We start from the raw sequence: 886 nt of genomic DNA on the forward strand, positions 1-886 counted from the left end.
TTGTCCTGATTTAAATTTAATCCACTATATAGACATCGGGAATTAAGTCTTTTATTCGAGATTCATGTCCAGTTGAGCAACCCCGCCAGACAAAACAAAAAACCCGCAGCATAGCTGCGGGTTTGATACCTATTTAACACTAAACCGGTATTACCATTCGTAGTTCACGCCCACGTTGTAAGATGCAGAGCCGCCTGAAGAGGTGCCCACTGCAAGACCGGCTTTAGCCGCAAAGTTTTCATTGAAGCGGTAGCCTGCACCGACTGCAACTGCGGTGTCAGATTTGAAACCACCCAAAGCAGCGGTAACGTTAAACTTACCAACGCTGTAAGGTTGGAACAGACCGCTGAGGGCTGCTTGTGCTGCCAGACCTTGGCGGGTCTCTTTGCGCAGATTAGCTACGTTTTTATCCAAGCTGTCGATGCGTGCTGAGTTTTTAGCAATACCGGCAGCGTGTTGGTTGCTTGCTGTTTGCAGTGTCGCAATATCGGCTTTGTTAGCGGCAACTTGTGCAGTATTGGCTTTCACTGCATCTTGAGCTTGAGCAGCAGTAGTTTGCGCGGCACTTGCTACATTATTGGCAGTATCAGCGGATGTTTGTGCAGCTTTGGCATGTCTTTCAGCAATTTCAGCAGATTGTCGGGCTGCTTCAACAGAACCTTGCACTGCTTGAACTGATTCTTTAGCTTCAACAGCTATTGTTCTTACGCTTTCTACGGCAGTCTGATCGGCTTTGTTTTTGATGGCCTCTTTGTTGGCAGTCACATCTGCACTGATGGCATTAACGACTTCAGCGGTTTTTACCAATGCTTCGCTGTTGTCATTGACGGTTTCAGTCAAGTCACCCAACGCTTCATCGTGTGCAGCTACAACTTCTTTCAAACCT

1 protein-coding gene is annotated in these 886 nt (G+C 47.3%); it reads right to left on the reverse strand.

The window, feature by feature from the left end; all coding sequences use genetic code 11:
* Positions 1–150: 150 nt before the first annotated feature.
* On the reverse strand, positions 151–886 hold a 736-nt coding region (locus tag HMPREF3050_RS05395), incomplete at its 5' end, for a YadA C-terminal domain-containing protein (protein WP_246830231.1).

It is taken from the genome of Neisseria sp. HMSC065D04, from assembly GCF_001815675.1.
GTDB lineage: Bacteria > Pseudomonadota > Gammaproteobacteria > Burkholderiales > Neisseriaceae > Neisseria.